This window comes from Pandoraea pulmonicola, assembly GCF_000815105.2.
GTDB classification, from domain to species: domain Bacteria; phylum Pseudomonadota; class Gammaproteobacteria; order Burkholderiales; family Burkholderiaceae; genus Pandoraea; species Pandoraea pulmonicola.
In genome coordinates, this window is the sequence record NZ_CP010310.2 from 2,128,772 (window position 1) to 2,152,412 (window position 23,641).

The window sequence follows — 23,641 nt, forward strand, 5'->3', positions numbered from 1 at the left end:
GGAAAAGACGTCAGTTCCGTTCGTCTGCATGGACAGCCCTGACGCTGCCCGCAAACTCGCACGCGCGGCCAAGACAGGTGCCGCATGTCACATTGACCTTGTGGCAGCCTTGTGGAGCCGGGCTTTGCCGCGCGGGGTCAGGCTGCCATCGGCCCGAAGGTAATTTTTCAGTGCCTTAGCCTGGACATTTTCTTGCTGGGTCAGGCCTCCGAGCCCGCCTGCGGCCTCAATCCCCGCTTTGCCGAGGGTTGCCCACCGTCGCAACATGGCGTCGGTGATCTTCGCTTTCTCGCGTGGGTTGAGCCGATCCTCGCCGAGCTGGTTCAGCGTCCCGTCCGCCCGAAGGTAGAGTCTGAGTGTCCCGACCGTGACATTGTCCTGCCGGGCCAGACCGGCGAGCCCGCCCGCGGCCTCGATTCCCGCTTGGCCGAGAGTTGCCCACCGTCGCAACATGGCGTCGGTGATCTTCGCTTTCCTGCACGGGGCGAGCCGGTTCTCGCCGAGTTGGGTCAGGCTGCCGTCGGGACGAAGGTAGGTTCTCAGTGTTGTGAGGGTGACGTTGCCCCGCGAGGCCACGCCCTCGAGCCCACCCGCGGCCTTAATCCCCGCTTGGCCGAGGGTTGCCCACCGTCGCAACATGGCGTTGGTGATCCTCGCTTTCGTGCCCAGGTTGAGCCGGTCTTCGCCGCGCTGGGTCAGGCTGCCATCGGCACGAAGGTAATTTCTTAATGATGCAGCCGGGACATTGTTCCGCCTGGCCAGACCGTCGAGCCCATCCGCGGCCTCAATCCCCGCTTGGCCGAGGGTTGCCCACTGTCGCAGCATGGCGTTGGTGATCTGCGCTTTCCCGCCCGGGTTGAGCCGGTCTTCGCCGTGCTGGGTCAGGCTGCCGTCAAGATGAAGATAATTCCTCAGCGTCCCGGCCGGAACCTTGTTTTGCCTGGCCAGACCGTCGAGCCCGCCCGCGGCCTCAATCCCCGCTTGGCCGAGGGTTGCCCACCGTCGCAACATGGCGTTGGTGATCTTCATTTTTCCGTCCGACACGCCACCCTTTCTAGCCTTTCCAGCCTTTCGCCGGGGGCGTTTGGCTGGGGGCGGTATGAAAATGGTCTCCCTTTCACTGTCTGCGTCCGGTGGTGCCGAACGCTTTTCCGCTCCGCTGTTCGAGGTGCTCTCCAGTGTCGGGAGGGAAAGCGGTCGTTGGGCCGAACTCGACGGCCTGTCAGCCAACGCTCCGGCATTGGCCTGCGGTGCCGGGGGGGCTTCCATCTCCATGTCACCGGGCATCCACTCCATGGTTGGCGGTGCTGCATGGAGGGGCGGTCGTTGGGCTGAATCCGATGGCCAGTCGGCCAACGCCTCGGTATCGGCATGCGCCGTTGGCGAGCCCAGATACATGGCCAGTAGAACCGGTGTTTCGGAGGGTAGCGGCCGGGGGGGCGAACTCGACAGTGGGCTGACCCACGCGCTGGCACTGGCCTGCTGCGCTGATGCAGCGTCCATGTCCATGTATGTCAGCTCCCTTTCGACTATTCGCGCTGTTGCAGAGAGCGGCGGTCGTTGAGTTGAATCCGACGGCCAGTCTGCCAACGCCTCGGTATCGGCATGCGCCGCTGGTGAGCCCAGATACATGGCCAATAGAACCGGTGTGTCGGAGGGTAGCGGCCGTGGGGGCGAACTCGACAATGGGGTGAGCCACGCGCCGGCACTGGCCGCTTGTGCTGATGCGGCGTCCATGTCCATGTATGTCAGCGTCCCCTCGACCATGCGCGCTGTCGCGGAGGGCGGCGGTCGTTGAATCGAGCTCGTCGGTATGTCGACCAACGTGTCGGCACAGGCATGCGGTTGCTGAGAAACAGGCCACTGGCTCGCCAACCATGGATCCTGTCCGGCGACCGTCGGTGTCTTGAGGGGCGTCAGGCGCTGGCTCAAGCTCCACGACGAACAAGGCCACCCGCCAGCCTGCCATACTTCACGCACGTCGGCGCCAAATGGATTCGGTAGCGTTGACGTCGAGGTCGTCAAGGGAGGTTGGGAGCGCTGCGCTCCAGCGCCGGAAATGGGACGCATGTATTGTCTCGCGGAAACTCTTTCGTTCACGGCGTGCCCATCATTGTCGCGCCTCGCCGTGTGCTTTTTATTGTTGCAGAGGCTATGCCAGCGGCACTTGCATAAATCGCTCTTTTATCGCTCTTTTGGCATCGCGCAAATGCGGCGACGTTGTCAAACGTAGTAGAGTTGGACTGTCGCCAATCTCTGTCTGCCTCGGGAGTCGCGACGTTGGCGAGACGAAAAACTCATTCGGTATGCGAAGCGTTTTGTTCGTCGCTGGCGTAGCCATGTGACGAGGTAGTCAAGAGGTGCGGTAATTTTCAAGTCATGAGGTGAGATATGGGTGAAGTTATTTCCTTGGAAACTCTGCGTTTGGTGCTGGCCCAAAAAGACATGATTGAGAAACTCGTGGAGCATGTGGACGTGCTTTGCGGGTCCTGCCTCACAAATAGCTGACGCATTTGGCCAAGGCTGGGCAGCTCTTCGCATCGAGGCGTGCCTGAAATTCCTGTTTCCTGCCCCCTTCGACGACCTGACGCTCCCGTCGCCGTGGTAGCCGCCCAAGGGCACATTGGAGCAATGGATGGATGCCGCTTCGCTTCGCAACAGAGCGGCATTTTTGTGCCTGCACCGGTGAGCTGCGAAATTGCTCATGTCGGTGGCGCCGCTCCGTCATTGAGGTTGTAATCCGCGCAGTACCGCCGCTCGTGCCGGCCGCACCCCCCCTTGCGGAGCGGGACGAGGATAAGGTCGTTCAAGACGTTGCCGGATGCGCGAGCCATGGCGGCAGCACCTGCCCGCGCCCAGGGCGGTTTCGGTAGACTGTTCAAAACCGTTATGCACGTGTTTGATTCCATTGAGTCGAAACAGGACGTTCCCGCGCCTGTTTTTTGCTGCTCAATCGTCTCTCCGTTATTTGAATTTAATGAAAAGAACATCGGTCTTGTTTATCTGCATGGGCAACATCTGCCGTTCGCCGAGTGCGGACGGTATTTTTCGTCATCGGCTGGCGGAAGCGGGGTTGTCGGATCTGATCGAAGTCGATTCGGCTGGCACGCATGGCTATCACCTCGGTCACGCGCCTGACGTACGTACGCAAGCGGCGGCAAAGCGCCGGGGCTACGATCTGAGCGCGCTGGTGGCTCGCCGCGTCGACGCCGATGATTTCGAGCGATTCGATTGGATCGTCGCGATGGACGAGGCAAACGTCGCTGAACTCATGGCGCGCTGCCCGGCCGGGCAGCGTCACAAAATTGTGCGACTGATGGACTTCGCCACGCGTCACGACGCGACGGAAGTCCCCGATCCGTATTACGGCGGCGAACAAGGCTTCGAGACGGTGCTCGACTACATCGAGGACGGTCTCGACGGTCTGCTCGAACGGCTGAAGCAGGACGCGCCGGACAAATAAACCGCAGGTCATTGCCACCCGCGTCGATCCTGCATCTTTCCAGCGTTTGCGAGCGGGCGTTCGCGCCACGCTTCGCGAACAGCCCCGGGGCGCCCACGGCAGCGTCGGGACGGCGCGTTTCCGCCGCCCGCGGATGCGGCTATCATGCGCCCCATTACCCGCGTATGGGCAGCGTTCGCGCAGGTTTGCGCGGGTTTGCGCGGGTTTCGCCGGTCTCCGCGGTTTCCTATGTTCCCGTTGTCTTCCCATCCTCCTTTCCGGTGGTCCCGATAGATGCTCAAATCGCTTACTTCGTACTGGCGCAAATGGCGCGCTTCGCGCCATGCCGGTCATCAACTCGATGAACTGCTCGCGCATGCCGATCCGGCGGCGCCGCTGGCCGTCAGGAACCAGTGGCTGATCGAGTTGGCGCATTGGGTGCAAAAGCGCGGCGCGCTCGTCAACGAGGAACGTGGAGAAGGGGAGGTCGCGCGCTATCGTCCGCATACGCGTCTGCGCTATCTCCTGCAGATGCTCGAACGCAACCCGGCATGGCGACTGCCGGTAGCCCGTACGCTGCGAAGCATCATCAACGAGAGCGACGCCATTTCGCTGTTGTGCGATACCGGGATGCCCGTGCGCCCGGGCTTCTGGGGCGCACTCGTCGAGCGTATCGAGAAGGCGCTGATCCCACCGCCGCCCACGCGGCGCGATCTCTCGGCGTTGTGCGTGCTGATGTTCCCCGACGGCGACGCCGCCGACTGGATCGCCGCCATTCCGCCCGAACTGCTGGCCGACCTCATCGCGCTCCTGCACGAAGGGGAGGTCGAGGAAACGGACGCCGACTGGAACCCGTTCGCGCAGGATCTGCTCGCGGCGATGCACCATCTCGTCGATCAGATCGCTTCGACTGGGCTGTCGCAGGCGGTGCGCTCTCGGTTGACCTATCCGCGCGTCACGGAGTCGCCGTTCTACCGGCTCGGACGCGCCATGCAGGCACTGGAAGACGCCGGGCAGGAATTCGTGCGTGGCGCGCCGGCGTCGCAGCGCTTCGTGCAGGAGATCAACTTGTTTCGCGCGCTGCTCGACGATTGCGCTCGCGCGGTGCGGCAGGTGTATGCGCATCTCGACGAGAACGGCGTGAGCATCGATATCGTGTTTCAGGTCGAGCGCGCCAAGACCCGCATTCAACGGCTGGAACGTTTGCTCGAGGCGTGGCTCACGTCCGGTGACGTGGGCGACCGGGCCACGGCCCGCGTGCGTCTGCTCGCCGACCTCGTTCGTGCGAACCGGGCAAGCCAGAGCGTGGGCGAACTGGCGCGGACTTCGTTCGGGCTGCTCGCGCGCAAGGTCGTCGAGCGCAGCGCCGAGACCGGCGAACACTACATCGCGCGCAACCGCAGCGAGTATTTCTCCATGCTCAGGATGGCCTGTGGCGGCGGGCTCGTGACCGTGGTGACCGTCTACGTGAAGTTCCTGATCACGAGCGCCCATCTGCCGACGATCGTCGAAGGTTTTCTCGCGGGCGCCAACTACGCGGCGTGTTTCCTGTTCATGCACTTCTGCCATTTCACGCTGGCGACCAAGCAGCCCGCCATGACGGCGCCGGCCATCGCCAGTAAGCTCGACGACGTCGACACCCCCGCCGGCATGGACGCCTTCGTGCGCGAAGTGATCGCCCTCGTGCGTACGCAAGCGGCGGCCATCTTTGGCAACCTGGCGATGGTGTTTCCGTTCTGCCTGCTGGTGCAGTGGGCGGTGTCGGCGGCGCTCGGCATGAACACCATTGCGCCCGAGAAGGCGCATGCCACGCTCGCATCGTTCTCGATTTTCGGCGTGACACCGTTCTTTGCGGCCCTCACGGGCGTGCTGCTCTGGTGCTCCAGCCTGATCTCGGGCTGGGCCGACAACTGGTTCGCGCTGCATGGCATTGGCGACGTGCTGGCCTACAACCGGCGTGTGCGGTTCGTTCTTGGCCGCAACGGCGCCGCCCGGCTGGCCGACACTTGCCGCCGCCACATCGCGCCAGTGCTCGGCAACCTGACGCTGGGTTTCATGCTGGGACTGGTCCCCGCCGTGCTCACGGCGTTCGCGCTGCCGTTCGAAGTGCGTCACGTCACGCTCTCGACCGGCGCGATCGCGACTTCCATCGGCGTGCTCGGCCTGCCGGCGCTGCACGATCCGGCGCTCTGGCTGGCGGTGGCGGGGGTAGGGACGATGGCCCTGCTCAACGTCGGCGTCAGTTTTGCGTTAGCATTCCACATGGCGCTCCGTTCGCGTCCACTGCGACTGGGCGACCGCCGGCAAATCCATCGCGCCCTCTGGCGCGCCGTGCTGCGCAACCCCCTGGTGCTGCTGTTTCCTCTGCGCTCCCCGCGGAAGGACCTTGGTCCCGAAAAATAAGAATTTTCCCAGGCGGGCGAGGGAACTTCCGCAAAAAATGGGCCAGAAGTACTTGACTAAATTCGTAGGGAATTTATACTTGACGAAAATAGTCGAGATTAATCCCCTGCATCATCATGAGACTTACCACGAAAGGCCGTTTCGCCGTCACGGCGATGATCGACCTGGCCATGCGCCAGGACGCGGGTCCCGTGACGCTTGCGGGCATTAGTCAGCGTCAGCGAATTTCCCTCTCTTACCTGGAACAGCTCTTCGGCAAGCTGCGTCGCCACGAAATCGTGGAGAGCGTGCGCGGGCCGGGCGGCGGCTACAGTCTTGCGCGCCGCGCGGAAGAGGTGACGGTCGCTGACATCATCATCGCGGTCGACGAACCGCTCGATGCCACCCAATGCGGCAGCAAGGGCAATTGCGAGAAGGGCCAGGACGGCCATCGCGGCCACTGCATGACGCACGAGCTGTGGGCGACGCTCAACCAGAAGATGGTGGAGTATCTCGACTCCGTTTCGCTGCGCGACCTCGTCGAGCAGCAGCGCAGCAAGCAGGCCCAGCAGGCCGTCCTGCGCGACACGCGCGAGTCCGGCGCCAGCACGCAGACCGCCGCCACGCGCATCCCCAATTCGGTCTTCGATATGGCCCGTTCATAACAGGCGCCACGGCACGATCCTGGAGCACCCCATGAAAAACGACACCCTCAACCTTCCCATCTACATGGATTACAGCGCCACCACGCCGATCGACCCGCGCGTGGTGGACAAGATGCTGCCGTACCTGCGCGAGCAGTTCGGCAACCCTGCCTCGCGCAGCCACTCGTTTGGCTGGGCTGCCGAGCAGGCGGTGGAAGAGGCACGTGAGGAAGTCGCGAAGCTGGTGAACGCCGATTCGCGCGAGATCATCTGGACGTCGGGCGCCACGGAATCGAACAACCTCGCCATCAAGGGCGCGGCGCACTTCTACCAGGGCAAGGGCAAGCACCTCGTCACGGTGAAGACCGAGCACAAGGCCGTGCTCGACACCATGCGCGAACTCGAGCGCGAGGGCTTCGAAGTCACGTACCTGGACGTCAAGGACGACGGTCTGCTCGACCTCGACGTGTTCAAGGCCGCGCTGCGCCCGGACACGATCCTCGTGTCGGTCATGGCCGTGAACAACGAGATCGGCGTGATCCAGGACATCGCCACGATCGGCGAGATCTGCCGCGAGAAGGGCATCATCTTCCACGTCGACGCCGCACAGGCCACGGGCAAGATGCCCATCGACCTGAACACGCTGAAGGTCGACCTGATGTCGTTCTCGGCGCACAAGACGTACGGCCCGAAGGGTATCGGCGCCCTGTACGTACGCCGCAAGCCGCGCGTGCGGATCGAGGCGCAGATTCATGGCGGTGGCCACGAGCGCGGCATGCGTTCGGGCACGCTGGCCACGCACCAGATCGTGGGCATGGGCGAAGCGTTCCGTCTGGCACGTGAAGAGATGGCGGCGGAAAACGAGCGCGTTCGCGGACTGCGCGACCGTCTGCTGCGCGGTCTGAGCGAAATGGAAGAGGTGTACGTGAACGGCGACATGGAACGTCGCGTCGCGCACAACCTGAACATCAGTTTCAACTTCGTCGAAGGCGAGTCGCTGATCATGGCGATCAAGGATGTGGCGGTGTCGTCGGGTTCCGCGTGCACCTCGGCCTCGCTCGAGCCTTCGTACGTTCTGCGCGCCCTGGGTCGCAACGACGAACTGGCGCACAGCTCGATTCGCTTCACGGTCGGCCGCTTCACGACCGAAGCCGAAGTCGATTACGTGGTCGGTCTGCTCAAGAGCAAGATCGGCAAGCTGCGCGATCTGTCGCCGCTGTGGGAAATGTACAAGGACGGGGTCGATCTCAATTCGATCCAATGGGCCGCACACTGAGTATTCAAGGAGTTAGCCATGTCGTACAGCAAGGAAGTTCTGGATCACTACGAAAACCCGCGCAACGTCGGTTCGTTCGAAAAGGGCGATGATGCCGTCGGCACGGGCATGGTCGGCGCACCGGCCTGCGGCGACGTGATGAAGCTGCAGATTCGCGTGAACGACGCCGGTGTGATCGAAGACGCCGTGTTCAAGACCTACGGCTGCGGTTCGGCGATCGCATCGTCGTCGCTGGTGACCGAGTGGGTCAAGGGCAAGACGCTGGATCAGGCGCTCGAAATCAAGAACACGCAGATCGCCCAGGAACTGGCGCTGCCGCCGGTGAAGATTCACTGCTCGATTCTGGCCGAGGACGCCATCAAGGCGGCGGTGGCCGACTACAAGCAGAAGCACGGCGCGACGGCTGCGACGCCTGAAGTCGCCCCGGCGGCGTGACGGATAAAGGAATCGGGCAGAGATGGCCATTACATTGACCGAGAAGGCCGCGCAGCACGTATCGCGTTATCTGACGCGGCGCGGCAAGGGCGTGGGCCTGCGGCTGGGCGTGAAGACGACCGGCTGCTCGGGCCTGGCCTACAAGCTGGAATACGCCGATGAAGTGGCGGGCGAAGACACGGTCTTCGAAAGCCACGGCGTGAAGGTGATCGTCGATCCGAAGAGCTTGCCTTACATCGACGGCACCGAGCTCGACTTCGCTCGCGAAGGCCTGAACGAAGGATTCCGCTTCAACAATCCGAACGTCAAGGATGAGTGCGGCTGCGGCGAGTCGTTCCGCGTCTGAGTCTGCGCCGGCGCGCGAGATCGTCGGCTTCCGGCAGGACGAGGAAGGCCAGTGGGTTGCACAACTGGCGTGCGGGCACGGGCAGCATGTCCGGCACCTGCCTCCGTGGCAGATCCGGACATGGACGCAAACCGCGGCGGATCGCGACGCGATGCTCGGCACTACGCTGCGATGCCGCAAGTGTGAGCGCGGCGAGCCGCCCGATCGTTGACGACGGCGGGCGGTAGCGGCGGCAACAAGGCGGCGCAAGCCGCTTTTTTTACGGGTGCGCGGGTGCGAATGCGGTTCAGGCCGGCATCCGTGACGCAATGATGAGTGCGCGATGAGTGCATTGACTGACAACTATTTCACGCTGTTCGAGCTACCGCAGCGCTTCGCCATCGACATGGAAGCGCTCGACGCCGCCTATCGCGCCGTGCAGTCGCGCGTGCACCCCGATCGCTTTGCGAGTGCGAGCGACGCCGAGCGGCGCGTAGCCATGCAGTGGGCCGCGCAGGCGAATGCCGCCTACCGTACGTTGCGCGACCCGCTGCAGCGGGCGACCTATCTGCTCTCGCTGCAGGGCATCGATGTGGGCGCGGAAAACAATACCGCGATGGCCCCCGATTTTCTGATGCAGCAGATGGAATGGCGCGAAGCCATCGACGACGCCGTGGCGGCCCGTAACGTCGACGCGCTCGATGCGCTCGCCCGGTCGCTGCGCGAGGATCGCCGTGCGCGGCTCGCCAAGCTGGCCGAATGGCTCGACAGCGCCGCGTGGCAGCCGGCGGCGGAAGCCGTGCGGCAACTGATGTTCATTGCGCGTGCCGAGGAGGACATCGGGCACCGCATCGAAATGCTGGAAAACGCGTGACGGCCCGGTGCGGCGCCGTCACATGTCATTGAGAACTGCTTGAGAACAGGGTGTACGCGCGAGCGCGTCGCCCGTATTGCTAAGTCATGGCCCTTCTGCAAATTTCCGAACCCGGCATGTCCCCCGCGCCGCATCAGCGGCGCCTCGCCGTGGGCATCGATCTGGGCACGACGCATTCGCTCGTGGCCGCCGTGCGCAGCGGTGTGGCCGAAGTCCTTCCCGACGAACAGGGTCGCGTGCTGCTGCCTTCCGTCGTGCGTTACCTGGGCGGTCCGCGCACGCAAATCGGGTACGACGCCAAGGCGTCGGCCGCGCTCGATCCGCGCAACACCATCGTCTCCGTCAAACGCTTCATGGGCCGGGGTCTGGTCGATGTGGCCCACGCCGACAATGCGCCGTACGACTTCGTCGACGCTCCCGGCATGGTGCAGATGACCACCGCCGGCGGCGTGAAGAGCCCGGTGGAAGTGTCCGCCGAGATTCTGGCCACGCTGCGTCAGCGTGCGGAAGACACGCTGGGCGACGACCTCGTGGGCGCCGTGATCACGGTGCCCGCCTATTTCGACGATGCACAGCGTCAGGCCACCAAGGACGCCGCGCGTCTGGCCGGTCTCAACGTGCTGCGCCTGCTCAACGAGCCGACGGCCGCGGCGATCGCCTATGGTCTCGACAATGCGGCCGAGGGGCTCTACGCCGTCTACGATCTGGGCGGCGGGACATTCGACATCTCGATCCTGCGTCTGACGAAGGGCGTCTTCGAAGTGCTCGCCGCCGGCGGCGATTCGGCGCTCGGCGGCGACGATTTCGATCAGGTCATCTACCGCTGGGCGGTGGCGCAAGCCGGCCTCGACGCCGCATCGCTCACGCCGGAGGACGTGCGTGCGTTGCTCGATCACGCGCGCACGGCGAAGGAAACGCTGACCGAGGCCGAACAGGCGACGCTCAGCCTCACGCTGTCTGGCGATCGCGCGGTGACGCTGCGACTTACGCGCGAACAGTTCACGATCTTGGGCGCGCCACTCGTGCAACGCACGATCGGCCCGATGCGCAAGGCGTTGCGCGACGCGGGCATGGGGCCGGAAGACGTCAAGGGCGTCGTGCTCGTCGGTGGCGCCACGCGCATGCCGCAGGTGCGTGCCGCCGTTGCGAACTTCTTTGGCCGTGAACCGCTGATCGATCTCGACCCGGACCAGGTCGTGGCGCTGGGCGCCGCCGTGCAGGCCAACCTGCTGGCCGGCAATCAGGCCGAGGGCGACGACTGGCTGCTCCTCGACGTGATTCCGCTCTCGCTCGGTGTCGAGACGATGGGCGGCCTGGTCGAGAAGATCATCCCGCGCAACGCAACGATCCCGGTCGCGCGTGCGCAGGAATTCACCACCTTCAAGGACGGCCAGACGGCCATGGCCATTCACGTGCTGCAGGGCGAGCGCGAACTGGCGTCCGACTGCCGTTCGCTGGCTCGCTTCGAGCTGCGCGGGATTCCGCCGATGGCGGCGGGTGCGGCGCGCATTCGCGTGACCTACCAGGTCGACGCCGACGGGCTGCTCTCCGTCTCGGCCCAGGAAATGCACTCGGGCGTGGCCGCCTCGATCGAGGTCAAGCCGTCGTACGGTCTGGCCGACGACGACATTTCGCGCATGCTGCAGGACAGCTTCGGCTCGGCGGAAAAGGATATGCGCGCACGGGCGCTGCGTGAGCAGCAGGTCGAAGCCGAGCGTCTGCTGGTCGCGATCGACAGCGCGCTGCAGGCCGACGCGGAATTGCTCGATGCCGATGAGCGTGCACGGATCGACGCGCTGCTGGCCGACTTGCGCGAGAAGGCCGCCGGCGACGATCAGGCGGCGATCAAGGCCGCGACCGAAACGCTCTCGCACGCGACCGACGCCTTTGCGGCGCGCCGCATGGACAAGAGCATCCGCGCCGCGCTGGCGGGCCGGCGCGTGGCGGACATCGACAAACTGTAAGACACACACGGAAACCCAAGCCATGCCACAAATCGTTGTATTGCCTCACGTCGAGCTGTGCCCGGAGGGCGCGGTGCTGGAGGTCGCGCCGGGGACCACCGTGTGCGACGCCTTGCTTGCCAACGACATCGAGATCGAACACGCGTGCGAGAAGTCGTGCGCATGCACCACGTGCCACGTGATCGTGCGCGAGGGTTTCGAGTCGCTGGAAGCGGCCGAGGACGAGGAGGAGGATCTGCTCGACAAGGCCTGGGGCCTGGAGCCCACGTCCCGCCTGTCGTGCCAGACGAAGATGCCGGCCGACACGGATCTCGTCGTCGAGATTCCGAAGTACACGATCAACCACGCGAAGGAAAATCACTGAGCGCGCCGCGTGGCGTGCTCGAGTGACGAGATACGAACAACAAGGAGCCTGCCCCATGAAATGGACCGACATTCAGGACATCGCGATTGCGCTGACCGACGCGCATCCCGACGTTGACCCGCAATACGTGCGTTTCACTGACCTGCACCAATGGGTCATGTCGCTCGACGGTTTCGACGACGCGGCCGACCGCGCCGGCGAGAAGGTGCTCGAAGCCATCCAGATGGCATGGATCGACGAGGCGCGTTGACGCTGACAGTGCCTGGATGCGCTTCGCAAGCGTATCGAGGGTGTGAAGGGCACGAAGGGAATAAAGGGCATAACAGGCATAAAGGGCGTAGTGGAGCCCCGACTGCGCCAGGTGCGTCAGCCGCGATAACGAAGGCCGCTCGTTTGAGCGGCCTTCGTCGTTTCTGCGATGCCTGTCACGGCGTGGAGCGAGGTCCGATCATCCGGCGCGGACCAGCCCGCCGTTCTCGAGCCTCACGCGGTCGCCCGGCTGCACGCCCGGCGCCGACTGGTACGTCCAGTAGCGGGTCTTGCCGTTGTCCATGCGGACGTACACGCGATAGGACGTTTCGGAGCGCACGCGCTTCTCGACTTCGTTACCGGCCAGGCCGCCGCCGAGCGCACCGACCACGGTCATCGCGGTGCGGCCGTTGCCGGCGCCGAACTGGTTGCCGAGCAGACCGCCCGCGACCGCGCCACCCACGGCGCCGAGACCCGTCGCGTGGCCCTGCGTGCGGATCGGCTCGACCGACTGCACCGTACCGCAGGTCGAGCAGGCCGCAGCCTGTTGCTGCGCCGGTGCGGCGGACGTCTGTGCGTACGATGGTTGCGGTGCGCGCTGCGAAGGCGCCGGCTGTCGCGCCTGCTGCTGCGGGGCTTGCGGGTACTGTGCCCGCTCCGCTGCCTGCGGTTGCGGCTGCTGCGACGACGACTGCCATGCCGACGACGTCGATTGGGGCGACGTCAGCGCGTACTGCGAATTGGCGCCGCTCGGTGCGGGGCCGTTCGTGCTCTTCGCGGTGGGCAGGACGCCAGTGATCGCGGCGACGCCGAGCAGACTGACGACCACGATACTGCCGGCGGCGGCGGCGATCAGCGGATGCATGCGGCGCGGTTGCAGATCGTTATCCATGTTGTTTTCTCCATCGTGCGGTTGTTGCGAACCCCTTTCTGCGTGCTGGCGTGCACGGGCGGCTTCGCATGTGAAAAGTGTCTGCCACGGCAAGCGCGGCGACCGTTTCTTTTTGTAACGCGATGTAAGATGTTCGTCGTCGGCAACACCGCGACAGCGACCCGTTGAGGCTCAGTAACTCAATGAAAATAAATGGCTTTTTCATTGAGTGACGGAGTCTCGGATGCCACGCGCATGCGGGTGTCTTAACAAATGAAACAAGTCGTGCGGGAGGAGGGCGTGAATCGACCGGCGTTGGTTCGAAAAAATCGACTGACGTTCACCCCGCAAGGCACGACACACTGCATCGTATGGACGGCCGGCGCTCGTCGTGTTGCTTGTCCAGCGGAGTGCGTTGGGCGCACGGTTACGCCGATCGCGCATGCCCCGTATCCGATGCTGATGGGGTAGGGGCTTGTGCGTGCGCGGCGGGAATCGGGCGCGCATAATGATGCGCATCGTCCGTGAACGCCCACTCGCCTTGCTCGCCATGCATGACACGCTGCCGCCGCTCGATATACCGCTCGATTCCACCGCTTACTCGCATCTCTATCCCTACGTGGTCGAGCGCACGTGGGTCGAGACCCACGACCCGGCGGGGGATATCAGCGAACCGTTTTCCGACGACGTCCTCGTTACGCTGGTGCTCGAGGGGCCGCGAGGCCTGCGACGCCTGCAGGGGGCGGATCTGGACGCTGCCGGGCTCACGTTCGAGACGGCGTTCGCGCATGCGGCGTCGAATCTCTCGCGAGCATGGACCGCGCGTCATTTCGAATTCGGCATTGCACGACTGGACGACGGCACGATGATCGGCGGCTCGCGCGGCAACTGGCTGGCGCCTGCGGGTGCGCTGGTGCTCGGCAACCTCTATCGTTCGATGGTCGAGCACTTCGGCGTGAAGGTGTTTGCGGCGGTCGCCGTCAATCGCACGTTTCTCGTCGCCTTTCCCACAGACGCCGGGACGCTCTCGTCGCCGGCGTTGCGCCAACTGATCGAAGAGGGCGCCGGTGGTGCGATTCTTCCGATTTCGCGGACGTGGCTGCGGCTCGATGGCGACTGGCCGTCCGCGTACCGCGGCACGCCGGCTTTTTGACGCGGGCCGGGTGGTGAGGGCGTTCCAAGCGCAGGCCTTTCTTCTCCCCGAATTCCACGCAGGTTTCACGATCGCGATGGACAAAAAAGCCGCAGCTTTTTGAGCTGCGGCTTTTCTCGTGCGCGGGTGACGGCGCGCGGCCTATCAGTCTTCGCGGCGCAGGTGCGGGAAGAGCAGCACGTCGCGAATGTTCGGGCTGTCGGTGAGCAACATGATCAGGCGATCGATGCCGATGCCGCAGCCGCCCGTCGGGGGCATGCCGTACTCGAGCGCACGAATGTAATCGGCGTCGTAGTACATGGCTTCTTCGTCGCCGGCGTCCTTCTGCTTGACCTGGGCGGAGAAGCGCGCCGCCTGATCTTCAGGATCGTTCAGCTCGGAGAAGCCGTTGGCGATCTCGCGCCCGGTGATGAACAGCTCGAAGCGCTCGGTGATGCCCGGCACGGTGTCCGAGGCGCGGGCGAGCGGCGAAACTTCCACGGGGTAGTCGACGATGAAGGTCGGCTCCCACAGCTGGCTTTCGGCCGTCTCTTCGAACAGCGCCAGCTGCAGCGCGCCCAGACCGGCGTTCCTGAACTGGGGGGCATCGACAGCCACGCCGTACTTGCGCAGCGCGCCGCGCACGTACTCGATGTCGGCGAGTTGCGCTTCGGTGTACTCGGGAGCGTACTTGCGGATCGCTTCGACGATCGTCAGACGGTGGAACGGCTTCGACAGATCGAGTTCGCGACCCTGGTATTCGATGGTCGCGGTGCCGCGCGCATCGACGGCGGCGCGACGGATCAGTGCCTCGGTGAAGTCCATCAGCCAACGGTAATCCGTGTAGGCCGCGTAGAACTCCATCATCGTGAATTCCGGATTGTGGCGCGGCGACACGCCTTCGTTGCGGAAGTTGCGATTGATCTCGAACACACGCTCGAAGCCGCCGACGATCAGGCGTTTCAGGTACAGCTCCGGCGCGATACGCAGGTACATCTGCATATCGAGCGCGTTGTGATGCGTGACGAACGGCTTGGCGGCCGCGCCCCCAGGAATGGGGTGCAGCATCGGCGTTTCGACTTCCATGAAGTCGGCGTTCGTCATGTACTGACGGATCGAGGCGATGGCCTTGGCGCGCGCGCGGAAAGTGTTGCGCGTCTCCGGCGACGTGATCAGGTCGACGTAACGCTGGCGGTACTTGGTCTCTTGATCGGCCAGGCCGTGGAACTTGTCGGGCAGCGGACGCAGGGACTTGGCGAGCAGGCGCAGTTCCTTGACCTTGACCGAGAGTTCGCCGGTGCGGGTGCGGAACAGCGTGCCGGTCGCGGCGATGATGTCACCGATGTCCCAGCTCTTGAAAGCGGTCATCGAATCGGCGCCGACGTCGTCGCGACCGATGAAGAACTGGATCTGGCCGCTGCCGTCCTGCACGGTCGCGAATGCGGCCTTGCCCATCACGCGCTTGAGCATCATGCGACCGGCCACCGACACGGGCACCGGCTCGGCTTCGAGCGCTTCGTTGTCCACGTCCTTGTAGCGCGTTTGCAGATCGCCCGCGTGCTGCTCGGGACGGAAGTCGTTCGGGAACGCCACGCCGCCGGCGCGCAGCGCCTTCAGTTTTTCGCGACGCTCCGCGATGAGCTTGTTGTCGTCCTGCGGCAGGTCGCCGGCCGGGTTGGCCGATTCGGCCGGAGTGTTTTGATCGGTCATGATGCGAGCGATGAGGTTATTCGGTAAAACGCAGCGTGTGCAGCAGGGCATTCTTGAGCGAGCCGTCGGGCGCGCCCAGCCAGATCAGTTCGGTGCGATCCTGACGCGGTCCGGCGTTGGCCGCCGCACTCGGGTCCCGCACGAACAGCGCCGCGATCGCCTGCGAGCGCGGCTCATACAAAATGTGGACATACTCGCTGGGGCAGTCGTGCGGCTTGCAGCTCTGCACCAGAAGCCAGGGCTTGCCGGCGACGGTCACGCGTTGCGATGGCGTCGACGTGCCACCCTGGCGCACCCACGAAGGCACACCGCGCGGCGCGACGATTCGCGCATAGGCGCCCGAGAAGTCCGGGCGCTTGAGCAACTCATGCAGGTACGGTCCCGTCTCGGGACTTGCACCCGGTGCGCCCGGTGTACTCGCCGGGGCAGCAACGGCGGCGCGCTGCATGCACAGCGCGCTCACCACCCACACGGCTAGCGTGCGGACAAACGCCATTCCTTACACTCCCTGCTTGAGACTCGCGAAGATGAACTCGTCGAGATCGCCGTCGAGCACGCTGCCCGTATTGCCAATTTCCACGTTGGTGCGCAAGTCCTTGATACGGGAGTTGTCGAGCACGTACGAACGGATCTGATGGCCCCAGCCCACATCGGTCTTGCTCGACTCGAGCTTGTCCTGTTCGGCCTGACGCTTGCGCAGCTCGTGTTCGTACAGACGCGACTTGAGCATGGCCCACGCCTCGGCGCGGTTGCGGTGCTGCGAGCGGTCGTTCTGGCACTGCACGACGATGCCCGTCGGAATGTGCGTGAGACGCACGGCCGAATCGGTCTTGTTGATGTGCTGACCGCCGGCGCCCGAAGCGCGGTACGTATCGGTGCGCACGTCGGCGGGGTTCACTTCGATATCGATGGAGTCGTCGACCTCGGGGTACACGAACACGCTCGCGAACGACGTGTGGCGCCCGCCCGACGAGTCGAACGGCGATTTGCGCACGAGGCGGTGCACACCTGTTTCGGTGCGCAGGAAGCCGTAGGCGTAGTCGCCCGTCACCTTGATCGAGGCGCTCTTGATACCGGCCACGTCGCCATCGGACACTTCGAGCACTTCGGTCTTGAAGCCCTTGCGTTCGCAGTAGCGCAGATATTGGCGCAGCAGCATCGACGCCCAGTCGCACGCTTCCGTGCCGCCGGCGCCGGCCTGAATGTCGATGAAGCAGTTATTGGGGTCGGCCGGGTTGTTGAACATGCGGCGGAACTCCATCTCGCCGACACGCTTTTCCAGCGCCTGCGCGTCCGCTTCGGTCGCGAGCAGGGTCTCTTCGTCACCTTCTTCGCGCGCCAGATCGAACAGATCCTGCGTGTCGTTGATGTCGCTGTCGAGGGCGGTGAGCGTCTCGACGACGCTGTCGAGCGCCTTCTTTTCCTTGCCGAATTCCTGGGCCCGCTTCGGGTCGTTCCAGATGTTCGGGTCTTCGAGTTCCTTGTTGACGACGATCAGACGAGCTTGCTTGGCATCGAAGTCAAAGATACCCCCTGAGCTCGCCGGCGCGGGTGCGCAGATCGGTGAGGAGGGATTCGATGGCGTTCTGGCGTTGGGCTTCCATGAGCTATGACGGTTGCGAATTCGGGAAAACGGCAATTATAGCGCAGCGAAGGCCCTGTTTCCCCCACTTTTCAGGGGCTTTCGACGACTTTTGGGGGACGTGTCGTCAGTAGGGAATGCCGTGGTCGCCTGACGGGCGAGTGCGCGTCGGCGAGGCGAGGACGCCGCGGCATGGGAGTGTACGCCCCGTTCGCCGGCGGCGCGGCGAGCGGAACCCGGCAGCGGGCAGGGGCAGCGAGCAGGGGCGTTGACGGTCCGGACGATCGAGCCGATGGAGTGGGGCGAGGGTCGATCAGCGTACGGCGCGGCGCAGGCCGAACGCGTCGCGAGCGTAGCCGATGTCGGCCAGCGAAGTGTCGTCGAACGTGGTGAGCGCTTCGGCCTGGAGTGTCTGCTCGTAATGCTGGCGCCATTGATCGACGGCGCGGAAAAAGAGGCCGAGCGGCGTAACCGGGGCGGTGACCACCGGGACGGCGGTGTCGACGTTGGCGGCGGACAGAGGGCGGAGCATGTTGGAACCTTCCTTGATAGCGAAACGTACGGGGAAACGCACAGGGCGTCGTACAGACCGAAGGTGCGGCGCTGGCACACGAAACCTAGGGAATACCCGTAGCTTAGATCTTTCCCGTGCACTAAAAAAGTGAAATATGCAGGCAGTTTTATTCACTATTATTGAAGTGATGCGTCGCCTCGCATACCATGCACCACATCACGCCGCTCTCGCGTCGTCCTTGTGTTGCCGCTCCACCGCGCGCCCTCGGTAAGCCTCGCCCACAGCCCTCTTTGCGTTCCACGCGCCCCTCGCCCGGAGACCCTCATGGACTTTCTGCAGCTTCAGACCTTCAAGGCCATCGTTGACGAGGGCAGTGTGCTGGGTGCGGCCGAGGCGCTGCACTGCGTGCAGTCGAATGTCACGGCCCGCATTCGGGCGCTCGAACACACGGTCGGCGTCAAGCTGTTCCACCGGCAGGGGCGCCGCCTGCAACTCACGCCGAGCGGGCGCACGCTGCTCGGCTACGCGGACCGCATTCTGGCGCTCTCGCGCGAAGCGAGCGCCGCACTCAATCCGGCGAACGAACCAGCGGGGGACTTTTCGCTCGGCGCCATCGAATCGTCGGCAACCTCGCGCCTGCCGGCCGTTCTGGCGCGCTTTCACGTGGCGTATCCGAAGGTGCGTCTCAACCTCGTCACGGACACGTCGCTCAATCTGCTCGACGAAATCCAGCACGGACGGGTGGACGCCGCCCTGATCGCGGGCACGGCCTGCCAGGAAGCCCAGACGCAGGCCAGCGTGGTGGCCGACGAGATCTATCGCGAGCCCGTGATGCTGGTGGCGCCGGCGCGTGCGGGCCGGGTGCAGGACGCGTCGGACCTGGCAGGCGCCACGTTGCTCATGTGGCCGCAGGGATGTCCGTACCGTGCGACGCTGGAGCAATGGCTGGCCGCGAACGCCGTCTCGCCCGGACGCATTCTCAGCTACGGCAGCTACGCAACCATCGTGGCGTGCGTGGGCGCAGGCGTGGGGTATTCGCTCGTGCCGCGCGGCATCTATCTGCGCTACCGGCAGGAGGCCAACCTCGTTGGCCATGCGATGGAGGATCTGGCGGCGGTGCCCAACTTCTTCGTGCGCCATCGCGGCGTGGACGTCCATCCGGCGCGCGAAGCCTTCCTCCGGGTGATGCGCGAGTACGTGGCGCAGGCAGAGCCCGCCTGAGGCGCCCGTTGCCTAAATCGATACATCAAATGATAATGTGTCTCATTAACATTTGAATTGAGGCAGGACATGGCCGGACCGTGGCGGCACGAAATCGATCTCGATGGTTTGTCTCTCGCGCGCGGCGTGCAGCATGCGCGGGTCGGCGAGGCTGTGCGTGAACCGCTGGCGGCCGGGGACATCAAGATCGTGTTTCTCCTCGATGGCGCGTTGCAATGGGGCGCCGGCGGCGCGCCGCTGCTGCAGGCCCGGCCCGGCAGTGTCAACGTGTGCTTCGGGGCGAGCGGCTTCGACATCGAGAACGTTTATGGCGATGCGTGCGCGTTGCGCTACTGCGGTGTGCGCCTGTCCGGGCAGTATCTGCAAGCGACATGCGGGCTGGACGCGCATGCGCTCGTTCGTCGCTGGCGTCACGCGGCGCGCGATCCGTGGTCGCCTGCATGCGCTCGCGTGGCTGGCGAGTGGTCGGAGGGCAGCGCAGTACTCACGCGCGCGATGAGCGCCGAGGAATGGCGTTGGGCGAGCGCGATGGCCTCGCAAGCGAGCGGCGAGCGCGACGGCGCCGACCCCGCGTGGCAGCGTCTGGCGCTTGTGGCGCAGACTTTCGACGCGCTGGCGCGATGCGCGGCATACACACCGGATGCGCCGGATGTGTGGCGCGCGCCAGCCGCGGCCGAGGGAACGATAGCGCACCAGGTGCCCGGCGCACCGACGCAGGCGGCATCGGAGTCGCATCGCGCGAGAGTGACGCGGCGCGCCGTACTGGCGGCACGCGAGGTGCTCGACGCGCGTCTGCAGACGCCGCCTTCGTTGCCGGAGCTGGCGCGCGAGGTCGGCATCAACGTCAACAAGCTGTGCGCCGGTTTTCGCGAGCAGCTCGGCGTGACCGTGCAAGGCTACGTGCGCGAGCGGCGTCTGGCGATGGCGTACGAATTGCTGAGTGCGCGACGCATCAGCGTGAGCGAAGCGGCGTGGCAGTGCGGGTACACCGATTCGCACTTCGCGAAGGTGTTCCGCGCCCGGTTCGGCATGCTGCCCAACACCCTGTCACGTGAGCGAGGGGACGCGGCAATGCGGTAAAAGGGGCAAGGCGGCAACGCGATCGAGTGATCGAGCGGTGGGGCAACCCGGCGATCGGCGCCATTTCGTGATGCCATCGCCAGCCTTGATGATGCAAACGCGAGTGCGCGCGGCGCACGAGCGGCACGATGACGAGATCGATTTTCCGTCTCGTTCGCGTGTTGCCGATGTCTTCCAAAAATACAACTCGTTCCAACGTCGTTTCGGTCGGCGCGCCCGGGGCATGGCGCGCGGTCTCTCTGGCGGCAGTCGTCGTCGCGGCGGGCGCGATGGCGTTGCCGGCGTTGGCGCAGACGCCTGCGCCAACTGTTTCGCCATCGTCCGCATCAACCACCTCAACGACACCCGGCGCCTCCAAGGCCGACCATGACACCGACGGCGCACAAGCGACCGTGCTGCCGATCACGCAAGTGAGTGCGGCCGCCGATCGGGATCCGGCGGCGCGGGGTTCCGTGCTGGGGAGAATCGCGCCGTCGGTGCGGGACATTCCGCAGACGGTCACCGTCGTCGACGAAAAGCTCATGGCGCAGCAGGGCGCCAACACGATCGAGGACGTGCTGCAGAAAGTGCCCGGCATCACGGTGCAGCCGTATGTGCTGCTCACGACCGCGTTCTATTCGCGCGGCTTCAAGCTCGATGCCTTCGAGCAGGACGGTGTTCCGGTCCTGATGGCCAACACCGCTGCGGGCCCGCAGGACATGACGCCGTACGAACGCGTCGAAATCATCCGCGGCTCGACAGGGCTCTTTCACGGCACCGGGAACCCCGGCGGGCTGGTGAACCTCGTGCACAAGCGTCCCGGCAAGACCTTCGTGGCTTCGGCGGCCGTCACGCTCGGCAGTTGGGATCGCTATCGGGAAGAGGCCGACATCGGCGGCCCGCTCAACGCCAGCGGTTCCCTGCGCGCCCGGGTGGCGGTTTCCGACGACCGTCAGCGCATGTACTACGACGTCGGCCGCCAGCACGCGACGACCGTCTACGGCGTGGCCGAGGCGGATCTCTCCTCGACGACGATGTTGCGTGTGGGCGTGCAACATCAACGCACGACCTCGACGCCCAATCTCGCCGGCGTTCCGTTCTCGACCAGGGGCGGCGATCTGCAGTTGCCGCGCTCGACGTTCCTCGGTTCCTCGTGGGACACGTTCGACTGGACCGAAACGCGTGTGTTCGGCACGCTCGAACAGCAGCTCGGCAACGGCTGGGCAGCGAAACTCTCCGCCAACTATCTCGACGCGGGCGGCGATCTGAAATACGGCGTGGCGTTCGGCGCGATCGACCCGGCGACGAGGGCCGGCAGCCAGTTGACCGGCGCGGCCTATCGCTTCGACAACACGCAGACAGGCGTGGACCTGCAACTGGACGGCCCGGTGCGGTGGTTCGGCCGCGAGCATCATCTGCTGTTCGGGCTGCAACGGCTCGAAGCCACCACGCAGCAACGCAGCGCGTCGCTCAATCCGTCGGTCAACGGCAAGCCCGTCGACATCTTTCGCTGGGACCCGAATGGCGTGCCGGAGCCGGGTGTCGGGCCGTTCTCCAGTGTGACGCCGACGCGCACCGTGCAGAACGGCGCCTACGCGATGGGGCGGTTCCGGCTCGCCCAGCCGCTCACGCTCGTGCTCGGCGCGCGCGTGTCGTGGTGGGATCAGCACGCCCCCGCGAGCACCTATCGCACCGGCGCGAAGGCGACACCGTACGGCGGCGTGGTCTTCGATCTGAGCGAGAACTGGTCGCTCTACGCGAGCTATGCCGACATCTTCCAGCCGCAGACGGCGCTCGATGCCGGCAACAACCTGCTAAAACCGATCACCGGCGAGAGCTACGAAGCCGGTGTAAAGGGACAACTGTTCGACGGGGCGATGGATGTATCGCTCGCCGTGTTCCGCATCCGCCAGAAGAACCGTGCGCAGAGCGATCCCAGCGTGCCGTGCGTGGGCGCGACGTGTCGCTACGTCGCGTCGGGCGAAGTGCGGAGCCAGGGCGTGGAGATGCAGGCCAGCGGCCAGATCACCGACGCCTGGAACGTGTTTGCCGGCTACACCTTCAACACCACGAAGTACCTCACCGACGCCACGCTGCAGGGGCAGTCGTTCGTCGACTTCGCGCCGCGTCACCTGCTGCGTGTGTGGACGAACTACGACCTGCCGTTCGATGCGCGGCGCTGGAGCGTGGGCGGCGGCGTCGACGTGCAGAGCGAGACCTCGGCGACGTCGAACGGCATCCGGCTGCGGCAGGGCGGCTACGCAATCGTCAATCTGCGTGCGGGATATCGCTACAACAAACACGTCTCGGCCGCGTTCAATCTGAACAACGTGTTCGACCGTCGGTATTACCAGGGGCTGTCGAATCCCAGCTGGAACAACCACTACGGCATGCCGCGCAGCGCGATGCTGACGTTGCGTGCCGATTACTGATCCTCGCGGCGGGCGTGCAAGGACCGAGGTGCGGACGGCGGCGAGGAACAACGCCCGGCAGCATCGCGACCCGCTCGTCGCTCAACCTGGCAGGAGTCAATTCATGAAGAAAACGACGAGGGATTTACGAACGGCGCGTGCGGCGGCGCTGGCGGGGGCCGTGGCTCTGGCCGCTGCGCTGAGTGTACCGGTGACCCATGCGCAGACGGCGGCCACCTCCACTTCCGCCACCACCTCCACCTCTGGCTCGATCCCGACGCCGGCGCTTTGCGCGGCTACCTCGGCGGCGTCGGTGTTGCGCGGCACTTATCGTCTCGAAGGGGAGGGGCCTTTGCCGATCGAGCTGGTACTCGCCCCTCGCGATGGCGCCTCGGCGGGCTTGTTCGACGTCACGGGGCTCGTCTCCGAGGGGGCGCACCGCTTCGGGGTGTCCGGCATGGCGTACTGCACGGGTGACGACCGTCGCACACTGGTCTTCGATATGACGATGAGCGGGGGCTTTCACGATGCGCCGGTCGACGACGAGCTGCGTCGCGCCTGGCCCGCGGGCAAGGCGCCGAAGCGCGCGAGTTCGGCGGGCACGAGCGTGGTGCATGCGCAGGTGTCGCTCGCGACGATGCGAGGATGGGCCGAGGCGATGCGCACGATCGTACTCACGGGGCAGCGCGTGATGGGGCCGCGCCACGTATCGGCTTCGCTCGCTTTCGACAGCGTCACCCCGGATGCTGGAGAGGCTCCCCATGCCCGGTGAGGAGGATCGCGTGCCCGAACATAGTCATGGCGAGCGACTGCCTTGGGCGTGCGGGCTGGGGCGCGACGCGATGCTGGGCCTCTACGACGACACGCTCGCGCCGCTGGTCGCGCAGGGCGGTGCGCGTCGCATGATCGGCATGTTCGACGCGCCGGACGATGCATCGGTGCATGCCCACGTGTGGGAGTGTCACGACGCGGGCGACGAACTGCTGATGGTCGCGCGGGGCGCGTTGGCGCTCGACTTCGTGGATACGGCCGGCGTGACGCACACGCTCGAGATCGTGGCGCCCCGGCTGGCGGTGGTGCCGTCGCGATGCTGGCACCGTGTGCGGGTGCTGGCGCCGGCGGTGCTCGCGTTCGTCACGCCCACCGGGCGTACGCGGCGCTCGGCGCAGCCGTTGGGATGACGGGC

Annotated in this window: 23 protein-coding genes; 17 read left to right on the forward strand and 6 right to left on the reverse strand. The window is 65.2% G+C overall.

Annotation, left to right across the window (positions count from 1 at the left end):
• Positions 1-87: 87 nt before the first annotated feature.
• Positions 88-1,029 carry a hypothetical protein gene (locus RO07_RS09315; RefSeq protein WP_039410098.1) on the reverse strand — a complete coding sequence of 314 codons (942 nt, stop codon included), beginning with the start codon at positions 1,027-1,029 and terminating at the stop codon, positions 88-90.
• 1,948 nt (positions 1,030-2,977) lie between these two features.
• Here RO07_RS09315 and RO07_RS09320 point away from each other — a divergent pair.
• From RO07_RS09320 to iscX, 11 genes are all read left to right on the forward strand, one after another.
• Positions 2,978-3,463: a low molecular weight protein-tyrosine-phosphatase gene (locus RO07_RS09320; RefSeq protein ID WP_039410101.1), complete on the forward strand. Its 486-nt coding sequence runs from the start codon at positions 2,978-2,980 to the stop codon at positions 3,461-3,463.
• 273 nt (positions 3,464-3,736) lie between these two features.
• Positions 3,737-5,845, forward strand: coding sequence for a site-specific recombinase (locus RO07_RS09325; RefSeq protein WP_039410104.1), 2,109 nt, complete (start codon positions 3,737-3,739; stop codon positions 5,843-5,845).
• A gap of 116 nt (positions 5,846-5,961) precedes the next feature.
• A complete protein-coding gene (iscR, locus tag RO07_RS09330) occupies positions 5,962-6,489 on the forward strand; it encodes a Fe-S cluster assembly transcriptional regulator IscR (protein WP_039410107.1) in 528 nt (175 codons plus the stop codon).
• Between the two features lie 31 nt (positions 6,490-6,520).
• On the forward strand, positions 6,521-7,744 hold the full coding sequence (locus RO07_RS09335) for an IscS subfamily cysteine desulfurase (protein WP_039410110.1): 1,224 nt from the start codon (positions 6,521-6,523) through the stop codon (positions 7,742-7,744).
• Positions 7,745-7,762: 18 nt separating this feature from the next.
• The gene (gene iscU / locus RO07_RS09340) at positions 7,763-8,179 is read left to right on the forward strand and encodes a Fe-S cluster assembly scaffold IscU (protein WP_039410112.1); all 417 of its coding nucleotides are present in this window, start codon (positions 7,763-7,765) and stop codon (positions 8,177-8,179) included.
• 22 nt (positions 8,180-8,201) lie between these two features.
• Positions 8,202-8,525, forward strand: a complete 324-nt coding sequence (gene iscA, locus RO07_RS09345; RefSeq protein WP_023596698.1) for an iron-sulfur cluster assembly protein IscA — start codon at positions 8,202-8,204, stop codon at positions 8,523-8,525.
• On the forward strand, positions 8,491-8,736 hold the full coding sequence (locus RO07_RS09350; RefSeq protein ID WP_072637004.1) for a DUF3565 domain-containing protein: 246 nt from the start codon (positions 8,491-8,493) through the stop codon (positions 8,734-8,736). Before iscA ends, RO07_RS09350 begins: the two co-directional genes overlap by 35 nt.
• Before the next feature lie 111 nt (positions 8,737-8,847).
• Positions 8,848-9,378 carry a Fe-S protein assembly co-chaperone HscB gene (gene hscB / locus RO07_RS09355; protein WP_039410115.1) on the forward strand — a complete coding sequence of 177 codons (531 nt, stop codon included), beginning with the start codon at positions 8,848-8,850 and terminating at the stop codon, positions 9,376-9,378.
• 86 nt (positions 9,379-9,464) lie between these two features.
• Positions 9,465-11,342, forward strand: a complete 1,878-nt coding sequence (gene hscA, locus RO07_RS09360) for a Fe-S protein assembly chaperone HscA (protein ID WP_039410118.1) — start codon at positions 9,465-9,467, stop codon at positions 11,340-11,342.
• 22 nt (positions 11,343-11,364) lie between these two features.
• Positions 11,365-11,706: an ISC system 2Fe-2S type ferredoxin gene (gene fdx / locus RO07_RS09365; protein WP_039410121.1), complete on the forward strand. Its 342-nt coding sequence runs from the start codon at positions 11,365-11,367 to the stop codon at positions 11,704-11,706.
• 55 nt (positions 11,707-11,761) lie between these two features.
• A complete protein-coding gene (iscX, locus tag RO07_RS09370; protein ID WP_039410124.1) occupies positions 11,762-11,956 on the forward strand; it encodes a Fe-S cluster assembly protein IscX in 195 nt (64 codons plus the stop codon).
• Between the two features lie 198 nt (positions 11,957-12,154).
• On the opposite strand, the gene RO07_RS09375 is transcribed toward iscX, so the two are convergent.
• Entirely contained in the window at positions 12,155-12,847 is a 693-nt protein-coding gene (locus tag RO07_RS09375; protein ID WP_039410127.1) for a glycine zipper 2TM domain-containing protein, read from the reverse strand.
• A gap of 487 nt (positions 12,848-13,334) precedes the next feature.
• Here RO07_RS09375 and RO07_RS09380 point away from each other — a divergent pair, with 487 nt between their 5' ends.
• Positions 13,335-13,979, forward strand: coding sequence for a hypothetical protein (locus tag RO07_RS09380; protein ID WP_039410131.1), 645 nt, complete (start codon positions 13,335-13,337; stop codon positions 13,977-13,979).
• A gap of 144 nt (positions 13,980-14,123) precedes the next feature.
• On the opposite strand, the gene lysS is transcribed toward RO07_RS09380, so the two are convergent.
• The 4 genes from lysS to RO07_RS09400 form a co-directional block, all read right to left on the reverse strand.
• Positions 14,124-15,668, reverse strand: coding sequence for a lysine--tRNA ligase (lysS, locus tag RO07_RS09385; RefSeq protein WP_039410134.1), 1,545 nt, complete (start codon positions 15,666-15,668; stop codon positions 14,124-14,126).
• Positions 15,669-15,684: 16 nt separating this feature from the next.
• Positions 15,685-16,164 carry an Ivy family c-type lysozyme inhibitor gene (locus RO07_RS09390; protein WP_052267157.1) on the reverse strand — a complete coding sequence of 160 codons (480 nt, stop codon included), beginning with the start codon at positions 16,162-16,164 and terminating at the stop codon, positions 15,685-15,687.
• A gap of 3 nt (positions 16,165-16,167) precedes the next feature.
• Positions 16,168-17,272 (reverse strand): peptide chain release factor 2 gene (gene prfB, locus RO07_RS09395; RefSeq protein WP_174234863.1). Its coding sequence is split into 2 segments (ribosomal slippage): positions 16,168-17,199 and positions 17,201-17,272, totalling 1,104 coding nucleotides; the frame shifts between segments, so codons are not numbered across the junction.
• Between the two features lie 291 nt (positions 17,273-17,563).
• Entirely contained in the window at positions 17,564-17,782 is a 219-nt protein-coding gene (locus RO07_RS09400) for a hypothetical protein (protein ID WP_039410136.1), read from the reverse strand.
• A 306-nt stretch (positions 17,783-18,088) separates the two neighbouring features.
• Between RO07_RS09400 and RO07_RS09405 the strand changes: the two genes are divergently transcribed.
• The 5 genes from RO07_RS09405 (at position 18,089) to RO07_RS09430 (ending at position 23,636) form a co-directional block, all read left to right on the forward strand.
• A complete protein-coding gene (locus tag RO07_RS09405) occupies positions 18,089-18,985 on the forward strand; it encodes a LysR family transcriptional regulator (protein ID WP_039410139.1) in 897 nt (298 codons plus the stop codon).
• Between the two features lie 69 nt (positions 18,986-19,054).
• Entirely contained in the window at positions 19,055-20,065 is a 1,011-nt protein-coding gene (locus RO07_RS09410) for a helix-turn-helix transcriptional regulator (RefSeq protein WP_052267158.1), read from the forward strand.
• A gap of 128 nt (positions 20,066-20,193) precedes the next feature.
• Entirely contained in the window at positions 20,194-22,476 is a 2,283-nt protein-coding gene (locus RO07_RS09415; protein WP_084072534.1) for a TonB-dependent siderophore receptor, read from the forward strand.
• Positions 22,477-22,579: 103 nt separating this feature from the next.
• A complete protein-coding gene (locus tag RO07_RS25875) occupies positions 22,580-23,227 on the forward strand; it encodes a hypothetical protein (protein WP_147284520.1) in 648 nt (215 codons plus the stop codon).
• Positions 23,217-23,636 carry a hypothetical protein gene (locus tag RO07_RS09430; RefSeq protein WP_052267160.1) on the forward strand — a complete coding sequence of 140 codons (420 nt, stop codon included), beginning with the start codon at positions 23,217-23,219 and terminating at the stop codon, positions 23,634-23,636. The genes RO07_RS25875 and RO07_RS09430 overlap by 11 nt, the downstream gene beginning before the upstream one ends.
• The last annotated feature ends 5 nt before the right edge of the window (positions 23,637-23,641 follow it).

Coding starts and splice junctions, on each gene's coding strand:
- RO07_RS09315 (WP_039410098.1), bottom strand. CDS start 1,029: ATGAAGATCACCAACGCCATGTTGCGACGGTGGGCAACCCTCGGCCAA.
- RO07_RS09320 (WP_039410101.1), top strand. CDS start 2,978: ATGAAAAGAACATCGGTCTTGTTTATCTGCATGGGCAACATCTGCCGT.
- RO07_RS09325 (WP_039410104.1), top strand. CDS start 3,737: ATGCTCAAATCGCTTACTTCGTACTGGCGCAAATGGCGCGCTTCGCGC.
- iscR (WP_039410107.1), top strand. CDS start 5,962: ATGAGACTTACCACGAAAGGCCGTTTCGCCGTCACGGCGATGATCGAC.
- RO07_RS09335 (WP_039410110.1), top strand. CDS start 6,521: ATGAAAAACGACACCCTCAACCTTCCCATCTACATGGATTACAGCGCC.
- iscU (WP_039410112.1), top strand. CDS start 7,763: ATGTCGTACAGCAAGGAAGTTCTGGATCACTACGAAAACCCGCGCAAC.
- iscA (WP_023596698.1), top strand. CDS start 8,202: ATGGCCATTACATTGACCGAGAAGGCCGCGCAGCACGTATCGCGTTAT.
- RO07_RS09350 (WP_072637004.1), top strand. CDS start 8,491: ATGAGTGCGGCTGCGGCGAGTCGTTCCGCGTCTGAGTCTGCGCCGGCG.
- hscB (WP_039410115.1), top strand. CDS start 8,848: ATGAGTGCATTGACTGACAACTATTTCACGCTGTTCGAGCTACCGCAG.
- hscA (WP_039410118.1), top strand. CDS start 9,465: ATGGCCCTTCTGCAAATTTCCGAACCCGGCATGTCCCCCGCGCCGCAT.
- fdx (WP_039410121.1), top strand. CDS start 11,365: ATGCCACAAATCGTTGTATTGCCTCACGTCGAGCTGTGCCCGGAGGGC.
- iscX (WP_039410124.1), top strand. CDS start 11,762: ATGAAATGGACCGACATTCAGGACATCGCGATTGCGCTGACCGACGCG.
- RO07_RS09375 (WP_039410127.1), bottom strand. CDS start 12,847: ATGGATAACGATCTGCAACCGCGCCGCATGCATCCGCTGATCGCCGCC.
- RO07_RS09380 (WP_039410131.1), top strand. CDS start 13,335: ATGATGCGCATCGTCCGTGAACGCCCACTCGCCTTGCTCGCCATGCAT.
- lysS (WP_039410134.1), bottom strand. CDS start 15,668: ATGACCGATCAAAACACTCCGGCCGAATCGGCCAACCCGGCCGGCGAC.
- RO07_RS09390 (WP_052267157.1), bottom strand. CDS start 16,164: ATGGCGTTTGTCCGCACGCTAGCCGTGTGGGTGGTGAGCGCGCTGTGC.
- RO07_RS09400 (WP_039410136.1), bottom strand. CDS start 17,782: ATGCTCCGCCCTCTGTCCGCCGCCAACGTCGACACCGCCGTCCCGGTG.
- RO07_RS09405 (WP_039410139.1), top strand. CDS start 18,089: ATGGACTTTCTGCAGCTTCAGACCTTCAAGGCCATCGTTGACGAGGGC.
- RO07_RS09410 (WP_052267158.1), top strand. CDS start 19,055: ATGGCCGGACCGTGGCGGCACGAAATCGATCTCGATGGTTTGTCTCTC.
- RO07_RS09415 (WP_084072534.1), top strand. CDS start 20,194: ATGACGAGATCGATTTTCCGTCTCGTTCGCGTGTTGCCGATGTCTTCC.
- RO07_RS25875 (WP_147284520.1), top strand. CDS start 22,580: ATGAAGAAAACGACGAGGGATTTACGAACGGCGCGTGCGGCGGCGCTG.
- RO07_RS09430 (WP_052267160.1), top strand. CDS start 23,217: ATGCCCGGTGAGGAGGATCGCGTGCCCGAACATAGTCATGGCGAGCGA.